Source organism: Kitasatospora sp. MY 5-36 (assembly GCF_001182915.1).
Classification (GTDB): domain Bacteria; phylum Actinomycetota; class Actinomycetes; order Streptomycetales; family Streptomycetaceae; genus Kitasatospora.
Genome location: NZ_LFVW01000507.1, coordinates 1 through 8,522, shown reverse-complemented (window position 1 = coordinate 8,522; position 8,522 = coordinate 1). Strand labels below are relative to the sequence as shown.

Sequence of the window (8,522 nt, the reverse complement as noted above, 5' to 3'; positions counted from 1 at the left end):
GGCGCGCTCCTCGTCCTCCTGGTGGTGCTGCTGGGGCTGCTCGGCCCGCTGCTCGCCGCCGACCCCTACCGGCAGGGCCCGGACGCCCTGGCCGGGCCGTCGGCGGCCCACCTGCTGGGCACCGACGAGGTCGGCCGCGACCTGCTCGCCCGGGCGCTGGCCGGGATCCGCACCGAACTGCTGGTCTGCCTGCTGGCCGTCCCCGCGGCCGCCGTGCTCGGCACCGCGCTGGGCCTGCTCGGCGGCCTGAACCGGCTGCTGGGCGAGGCCGTCCAACGGCTGTTCGACCTGCTGCTCGGCCTGCACGGCGTCCTGCTCGGCCTCGCGCTCGCCCTGCTGGTGCGTCCGGGGCTGGGCACCGTGGTGGCCACCATCGTGCTCAGCGCGCTGCCCTCCTTCGGACGTCAGGCGCGGGCGGCCCTGCTCGCCCAGTTGGCCCGCGACCACGTGGTGGCGGCCCGGGTGCTCGGTGTGCCGCGTGGCCGGATCCTGCGCCGCCACGTGCTGCCGAACGTCGTCGACGCCACCACCGCGCTGCTGGCCGTCGCGATGGCGCACGCCGTCAAGACCGAGGGCGGCCTGAGCGTGCTGGGCCTCGGCATCCAGCCGCCCGCCCCCTCGCTCGGCACGATGATCAACACCGGCTCCAAGTACCTCTTCCTCCACCCGGGTTACGCCCTGGCGCCGGTCGTCCTGCTCGGCCTGCTGGTGTTCGGCCTGACCCTGCTCGCCGACTCGTTCAACCGGGAGAGACTGCGGTGACCACGACCGATGCCCTCACAACGGCCCGGGCCGAGACCGCCGTTGCCGTGCCGGGCCCGCCGCTGCTGGAGGTGCGCGGCCTGCGCGTCACGGCGGGCGGCGGCGAGGCGGTGCGCGGGGTGGACCTCACCGTGCGGCCGGGCGAGATCCTCGGCCTGGTCGGCGAGTCCGGCTCCGGCAAGACGCTCACCGCGCTGGCCGTCAACCGGATGCTGCCGCCGGGCTGCCGCACCACCGGCGGCACCGTCCGCTTCGACGGCACCGACCTGCTGGCCCTGCCCGAGCCCGCCGTGCGCGCGGTGCGCGGCCGGCGGATCGGCATGGTCTTCCAGGACCCGCTGGCCCACCTCAACCCCCGGATGCCGGTCGGCCGCCAGCTCGCCGAGGCCGCCCTGGTGCACGGCGCGAGCCGCCGCGAAGCCCGGGCCCGGGCGCTCGAACTCCTCGACCTGGTCGGCATCGCCGAGCCCGCGCGCCGCTACCGCGACCGGCCGCACGAGTTCTCCGGCGGCATGCGCCAGCGCGTGCTGATCGCCATGGCGATGGCCAACCGGCCCGAACTGCTGATCGCCGACGAGCCGACCACGGCGCTCGACCCGAGCACCCGGGTGGAGATCCTCGACCTGCTGGTCCGGCTGCGCGACGAGACCGGCACGGCCGTCCTGCTGATCACCCACGACCTCGGCGTGGTGGCCCGCAGCTGCGACACCGTCCAGGTGATGTACGCCGGACGGATCGTCGAACGGGCAACCACCGCAGGCCTGTTGGCCGCACCCCGGCACCGGTACACCGCCGGGCTGCTGGCCGGCGTGCCCCGGCTGGACGGCCCGCCCGGCGCGCCGCTCACCGTCATCGGCGGACGCCCGCCGGCAGCGGGGGAGGTGCTGACCGGCTGCGCCTTCGCACCGCGCTGCGCGGCCGCCGCCGACCGCTGCACGACCTCGGCGCCGGGTTGGACCGACACCGGCGACTCCGGCTTCGCCTGCCACCACCCCGTGGCACAAGCCGTGGTGACGGAACGTCAGATCGTCGAGGCGCGACGGGTGGAGCGGGCCGCCGAGCCCGTCCTGGTCGCCGAGGGCCTGACCGTGCGCTACGGCCGCCGCCGGCCCCCGGCGCTGGACGGCGTCAGCCTGGGCGCCGCGCCCGGCCGGGCGGTCGGGGTGATCGGCGAGTCCGGCTCCGGGAAGTCCACCCTGGCCCGCGCGCTGCTCGGGCTGGTGCGCCCGCAGGCCGGGACGGTCCGGGTGGACGGCCGCTCCTGGGCCGGGGCCGACCGCGCGGAGGAACGCGAACTGCGGCGCCGGGTGCAGCTGGTCTTCCAGGACCCGTACGCCTCGCTCAGCCCCCGGATGACGGTGCGCGAGGCGCTGGCCGAACCGCTGACGACCCACGGGCTGCGGGACCGCGACCCGCGCGGGCTGTGCGAGCTGGTCGGCCTGCCGGAGGCGGTGCTCGACGCCCGGCCGCACCGGCTCTCCGGCGGCCAGCGCCAGCGGGTCGCGATCGCGCGGGCGCTGGCCGTCGGCCCGCAGGTGCTGGTCGCCGACGAGCCGACCTCCGCGCTGGACGTCTCGGTCCAGGCGCAGATCCTCAACCTCTTCGCCGACCTGCGCGAACAGCACGGCGTGGGGCTGGTGTTCATCTCGCACGACCTCGCGCTGGTCCGGCACCTCTGCGACGAGGTGCTGGTGCTGCGGCACGGCCGGGTGGTCGAACAGGCGCCCGCCGCCGAGCTGTTCGCCGCCCCCGCGCACCCGTACACCCGGGAGCTGCTGGCGGCCGCCGGCGCTCCCGAACCGCCCCGCCCATGACCGGACCCTGGAGCCCCATGCCTGCCGTGAACCCCTCCCGCCGCCAACTCCTGCTCGGCACCGGCGCGGTGGCCGCGCTCTCGGTGCTCGGCCCGCCCGCCGCCGCGGCGGCCCCCGCCGTACTCGGGGCCGAGGGACCGGAGGTGACCGGACTCGGCCCCGGGAACAGCGACTTCCCCCTGATGAGCGCCACACTGATCGACGACACCCTGTGGATCGGCTCGCGCAACCTCGCCCCCGCCCGGGTGATCGGCTACCACCTGCCGACCGGCCGGGTCACCGCCACCGTCGACCTGCCCACCGGCAACTTCGTCCAGGGCTCGGCCGCCCACGGCGGCGTGCTCCACCTCGGCGTCACCGACGCCCCGGGCGCGGCCAACCTCTACCGCTACGACGGCACCCTCACCGCGCTCGGCAGCGTCCCCGGCGCCGACGTGCGGGACGTGGCCGTCGCGCCCGACGGGACGGTCTACGCGACCGGACGGCAGAAGGGCCGGGCCGCCGGTCCCGGCCTGTACGCCTGGAGCCCGGCCACCGGCGCCGTCACCGAGGTCGCCTCCCCGGCGCCGAACGCCACCCAGGGCCGCGCCGTCGCGGCCACCGCGACCCACGCCTACCTCGGCGTCGGCAGCAACCTCGCGGGCGGCGGCGGGGCGACCCGGGCCGGCCTGTACGCCGTCGAGCGGGCCACCGGCGCCGTCACCGACATCACCCCGCCCGACCTGCGCGGCGACACGATCATCCGCCGGATCACCGTCCTCGGCGACGACCTGCTGGCGGTCTCCACCGAGGGCGCGCCCGCCCACGTGGCGCTGCTCGACCCGGCCGACCACCGGGTGCTGCGCTCCTTCGCCGTCCCCGGCACCAAGAGCGTCACCAACTTCCAGCGCCGGGGGGACTCCCTCTGGTTCACCTCCACCGAGCACGGCGTGCTGTGGCGCCACGACCTCGCCACCGGCGCGCTCGACCAGCTCGCCGTGCCGGTGCCGGACGGCAACTCCTGGGGCCTCGGCCGGCTCGGCGACACCCTGGCGGGCGTCACCGAGGGCGGCACCGTCTGGACCCTCGACCTCGGCACCGGGGCCGTCGCCACCCGGGACCTGGTCGAGGCGGGCGCCCCCGCCGCCGCCCAGCTCGGCATGTCGGTCGCGGCCCGCGCCGGGCGGGTCTACGTCGGCGGCAACGGCTCGCTCGCCCTGCACGACCTGGCCGCCGGGACCGTCCGCAAGCTCCCGGTGCCGGGCGAGGCCAAGGACATCGTGGTCCTCGACGACGGCACCCTCTACCTGGGCGTCTACTCCTCGCAGGGCATCTGGCGCTACCGGCCGGGAAGCGACCCGGCACCCGTCAAGGAGGCCGCGCTGCCGCAGGAGCAGAACCGGCCGCAGGTGATCCGCCGGGACCCGGACAGCGGCCTGCTGCTGCTCGGCGTCCAGGCCGACACCACCGGCGGCGGCTCCTTCGTCACCTACCGCCCGGGCAGCGGCCGGCCCACCGTGCACACCGACCCGCTCGGCCCCGAACAGCTGGTGCGCGCCGTCGCCGCCGGGCACGGCCAGGCCTTCCTCGGCGGCGACAACGCCCGGCCCACCGGCCCGCGCGGCGACCTGGCCGCCTGGGACCCGGTGGCCGGCCGCGAGCTGTGGCGCACCGCGACCGACCTCGGCGCGGGCGTCAGCAGCCTCGCCGTGCTCGGGAACACCCTGTACGGCCTGACCGTGAACGGCCGGGCGTTCACCGTCGACCTGTGCGGCTCGCGGCGGGCCGGGTTCGTGCCGGTGATCGGGCGGCGGGCCGACCTGGGGGCGGTGTCCGGCGCCAACCCGCGGCTGCTGGCGCTCGGCGGGGCCCTGTACGGGGTCAGCGAGCGCAGCCTGTTCCGGCTGGACCGCGAGACCCTGGCCGCCACCGTGCTGGTCGGGCTGGACGCCGAGTGGTACAGCGGCGCCCGGCTGGCCGCGGACGAGCACGGCGTGCTCTACACGCTGCGCGGGCGCGAGCTGATCGCCGTCCGGCCGTAACGACCGCGAGGGAAGGGGCCGGCCCGGGTGGGCCGGCCCCTTTCGCGTCAGCGCGCGGCGTGCGGCACGAAGCGCGCGAACGGGTCGGCGACCTCGGCGCAGTGCCCGGCCAGCAGGCCCCGGAAGCGGTCGAGCAGCGCCGCGTGCCGGGCGTCGACCGCGAGGTTGACCAGCTCGCCGGGGTCGGCGGCGAGGTCGAAGAGCTGCTCCCGGTGGTCGCCCCAGGCGTAGCAGACGTACTTGTGGTGCCCGGCGCGGACCATCCGGCCCAGGGCGTTGTCGAAGCCGGGGATCTCCCAGCGGGTCTCGACCACCACGCTGTCGTGCGGCCGCGGCGCGCGGACGCTGCGGCCGGGCAGCCCGTCCGGCCCCTCGATCCCGGCCAGGTCGCAGAGCGTCGGGATGAGGTCCAGCCCGGCCGCGACCAGCCGCTCGTCGACCGCGCCGGCGGCCACCCCGGGGCCGGTGACCACCAGGGGCACCCGCACGCACTCCTCGTACAGGGCCCACTTCTGGTTCCAGCGGTGGGCGCCCGCGCCGTCGCCGTGGTCGGAGCTGAACACCACCACGGTCTCCCGGTCGCCGCCGCGCTCCGCCAGCGCGGCCAGCAGCAGGCCGATGTGCCGGTCCACCCGCTCCACCAGGGCGTAGTAGGCGTGCCGGTAGCGGCGCCAGTCGTCCTCCCGCCAGTGCTCCGTCGGGTGGGTGTGCGGCTGGGCCAGCCGGGCCAGCCGGGGCAGCGCCGGATCGTACGGCCCGACCGGGAAGTTGGCGGGCAGCGGCGGGAGTTCGGGGACGGGCGGTGCGGGCGGGAGCGGGCCGGTGCGCGGGTCCTGGCCGCGGGCCCACTCGCAGATGCCGTGCGGCTCCAGGAAGGAGGCGACCAGCAGGAACGGCCGCTCGCGCGGCGCGCGGACGAACCCGGCGGCGGCGCGGGCGAGTCCGGCGTCGTCCCCGCCCGCCGGGTGGATCCGGCGGAAGCCCCGGTCGGCGGGCAGGTCCAGCTCCGGCAGGTGCCACTTGCCGCCGTAGCCGCAGTCGTACCCGGCCTCGGTGAACAGGCGCCCGAGCAGCGGGTCCTCGGGGCCGCCGGTGTTGCCGGTGACGCCGACGGTGCTGGGCAGGCGGCCGGTCATCAGGCTGGCCCGGGAGGGGGTGCAGAGCGGCTGGGCGCAGTAGGCGTTGGGGTAGCGGGTGCCGGCGGCGGCCAGCGCGTCCATCGCGGGGGTGCGCAGGTACGGGTTCCCGGCGGCGCCCATCGCGTCGGCGGTCTGCTGGTCCGTCAGGATCAGGACGACGTCGGGGCTCTGTGGATCCGGCACGGGTCAGGCCATCCGTTCGTAGGTGTGCGGGTCGAGCGCCCGGCGCAGCGGGGCCCCGTCCAGCCAGCGCTCGAACTCGCCGACGACCAGGTCGCCGAGGCGGCGGCGCTCCAGCCCCCGGCTGCCCGCCAGGTGCGGGGTGACGACCACGTTGGGCAGGGTGAACAGCGGTGAGCCGGGCAGCGGCGGCTCGGGGTCGGTGACGTCCAGCACGGCGAAGAGGTCCGGGCGTTCGGCGAGGACGGCCAGCAGCGCGGGCTCGTCCAGGACGGCTCCGCGCGCGGTGTTGACGAGCGTGGCGCCGGGCTTCATCGAGGTCAGCAGCCGCCGGTCGACGAGGCCTCGGGTCGCGGGGAGCAGCGGGGTGTGCACGCTCACCACGTCGGCGGCGGCGAAGAGTTCGTCCAGGCCGACGGCGCGCACCCCGGGCGGCACCGGGGCGTACGGGTCGTGCGCGAGGACCTCGACGTCGTAGCCGCGCAGCATGTCGCAGACCAGGCGCCCGGCCGCGCCGAGCGACAGGACGCCGACCGTGGAGCCGTACCCGCCCGGGGTGCGGGCGGCCGGGACGGCGGCGCGGGCGGCCCGGGCGTCGAGGACGTGGCGCCAGCCGCCCTTGAGGGCGTAGACGATCTGCGCCACGGCGAACTCCGCGACCGGGACGGCGTTGGCGTGGGCGGCGGTGACGATCGGGACGCCCGCCGCCCAGAACGCCTCGCCGGCGATCCGGCGCACCGAGCCGGCCGCGTAGAGCACCAGCCGCAGGCGGGGGAGCCGGGCCAGGGTGGCGGCGTCCAGGACGGGCCCGTCCCAGCCGGTGAACAGCACCTCGACGGCCCGCAGCGCCTCCGGTGCGGCGGTGGCCAGCCGCTCGGCGCTCCACACCCCGTCGGGCGAGGCCGGGTCGGCCAGCACCTCGGCCCGGGCGGCGACCCGGGCGCGGGCCCGCGGGCCGTACACGTCGGGGAAGCGCTCCGGGTCCATCGCGAAGGCGGCGGTGGGCATCCGGTTCTCCTCGGGTCGCTGACGCACAAGGAGTTTCTATCACAGTGAGAAATAGTCGGGGGAGCCCGTAGAGCCGGCCGGGCCCCGGACCTCACCGGGTGATGAACGTCGCCCCGTCCGCGAGCCGGACCGCCGCCGCGGCCGCGCCGACCAGCTCGGTGGTGGTGCTGTGCACGACCACCAGGCGCGGCAGGACCGGCACCCGCCCCTGCAGCCGGCTCTCGATCGCGGCCGGCAGCTCGCCCCCGCTCTCCCAGAACAGCCGCCCGCCGAGGGCGATCAGCTCCGGCGCCAGCACCGTGCTCAGGTTGGCCACCAGCAGCGCCAGGTCGTCGGTGAGCTCGCCGATCAGCCGCACCGCAGCCGGGTCGCCCTCGCGCCCCAGCCGGAACAGCCCCGCCACCCGCTCGGCCGGGGTGCCGGACACCGTCAGACCGGCCTCGGTGATCCGCCGGTCCACCGCGTGGTCGCCGATCCTCGCCTGGGTGTCGCCGGTCCGCCCGAGCGGCCGGTCCAGCGCCGCGTGCCCGGCCATCAGGTGGCCCAGCGCCCCGGCCGCGCCCAGCCGGCCGCGGTGCAGCCGGCCGTCCAGCACGATCCCGGCGCCGACCTCGATGCCCACCACGACGGCCGCCAGGTCGCCCACCCCGGCCGCGGCGGGCGACTCCCGCACGGCCAGCGCGACCAGGTTGACGTTGCTCTCGACCGCCACCGGGACGCCGTAGCGCTCCTGGAGCAGCACCCCCAGCCGCAGCCCGGGCCAGTCCAGCGCGGGCGCGAACTCGACCAGCCCGGTGCGGTCCCGGACCACCCCGGGCACGCCCACGACGAGGGCGCGGGGGGCGCCCGCGTGCCGCCCGGCCCAGTCCCGCAGGCCGTCCACCAGCGCGAGCAGCGGGCCGGTCAGCTCGTCGGCGGCGATCTCCCGCGGCCGGTCCGGGCCGGGGAACGCCCAGTGGTGCTCGGCCTCGTGCAGCACCGTGCCGTCCAGCGCGGCCACCACGCCGACGATCCGGCGCGGGCGCACCGCGATCGCCAGCACGGTCTGCGCGCGGGCGTTGTACCGGATCAGCTGCGGCGGCCGGCCGCCGCTGGACGGCGCCCGCTCCGTCTCCACCTCCACCAGCCCCTCGGCCCGCAGCACCTCCACCAGCCGGTGCACGGTCGCGGTGCTCAGTCCGCTCTCGGCGGCCAGCCGCTGCCGGGACAGCGTGCCGTGCCGCCGCAGCACCTCCAGCAGGACGGTCTGGTTCACCTGGGCGACGGTCTGCGTCGTGGCGGTGGCGGGGGTACGGCTCGGGGGCATCGCGCGCTCCTCGGACCGGGCCGGGCCCGGACGGTCAGGACTTTGTCTCAGCTTGAATATATCCTTGGCCCGGCCCGCTCCGCCCTCCTCGCCCGCGCGGGTCGCCGTGCCCGCCCTGCCCTGCCCGCCCTGCCCTGCCCGGGGCGCCCGACGAACGACGGAGCCGCCGTGCCGCTCGCTTTCTCCACGCTCGGCCTCCCCGGGCTCCCGCTGGCCGGGGCCGCCCGGCTCGCCGCCGAGCACGGCTGGGACGGGCTCGAACTGCGCTGCGCCGAGGGCGAGTCCGTCCACC

Annotated in this window: 6 protein-coding genes; 3 read left to right on the top strand and 3 right to left on the bottom strand. The window is 77.2% G+C overall.

Going from position 1 to position 8,522, the window contains the following annotated elements; genetic code table 11:
- The 3 genes from AE652_RS28390 to AE652_RS28380 form a co-directional block, all read left to right on the top strand.
- Positions 1-762, top strand: a 762-nt coding sequence (locus tag AE652_RS28390; protein ID WP_049656571.1) for an ABC transporter permease, incomplete at its 5' end; no start/stop codon positions are given.
- Complete coding sequence (locus AE652_RS28385) at positions 759-2,576, top strand: ABC transporter ATP-binding protein (RefSeq protein WP_234348570.1); 1,818 nt, start codon at positions 759-761, stop codon at positions 2,574-2,576. The genes AE652_RS28390 and AE652_RS28385, both read left to right, overlap by 4 nt.
- Before the next feature lie 17 nt (positions 2,577-2,593).
- Positions 2,594-4,597: a hypothetical protein gene (locus AE652_RS28380; RefSeq protein ID WP_063780295.1), complete on the top strand. Its 2,004-nt coding sequence runs from the start codon at positions 2,594-2,596 to the stop codon at positions 4,595-4,597.
- A 47-nt stretch (positions 4,598-4,644) separates the two neighbouring features.
- On the opposite strand, the gene AE652_RS28375 is transcribed toward AE652_RS28380, so the two are convergent.
- From AE652_RS28375 to AE652_RS28365, 3 genes are all read right to left on the bottom strand, one after another.
- Positions 4,645-5,919 (bottom strand): sulfatase, encoded by a 1,275-nt coding sequence (locus AE652_RS28375; RefSeq protein WP_049656568.1) that lies wholly within the window; start codon positions 5,917-5,919, stop codon positions 4,645-4,647.
- Positions 5,920-5,922: 3 nt separating this feature from the next.
- Positions 5,923-6,924 carry a hydroxyacid dehydrogenase gene (locus tag AE652_RS28370; RefSeq protein WP_049656566.1) on the bottom strand — a complete coding sequence of 334 codons (1,002 nt, stop codon included), beginning with the start codon at positions 6,922-6,924 and terminating at the stop codon, positions 5,923-5,925.
- Positions 6,925-7,015: 91 nt separating this feature from the next.
- Entirely contained in the window at positions 7,016-8,230 is a 1,215-nt protein-coding gene (locus tag AE652_RS28365; protein WP_049656563.1) for an ROK family transcriptional regulator, read from the bottom strand.
- Positions 8,231-8,522: the final 292 nt, after the last annotated feature.

Bases quoted from the DNA above. Each gene is read 5' to 3' on its own strand.
- AE652_RS28365 (WP_049656563.1), bottom strand. From the start codon at position 8,230: ATGCCCCCGAGCCGTACCCCCGCCACCGCCACGACGCAGACCGTCGCC.
- AE652_RS28380 (WP_063780295.1), top strand. From the start codon at position 2,594: ATGCCTGCCGTGAACCCCTCCCGCCGCCAACTCCTGCTCGGCACCGGC.
- AE652_RS28370 (WP_049656566.1), bottom strand. From the start codon at position 6,924: ATGCCCACCGCCGCCTTCGCGATGGACCCGGAGCGCTTCCCCGACGTG.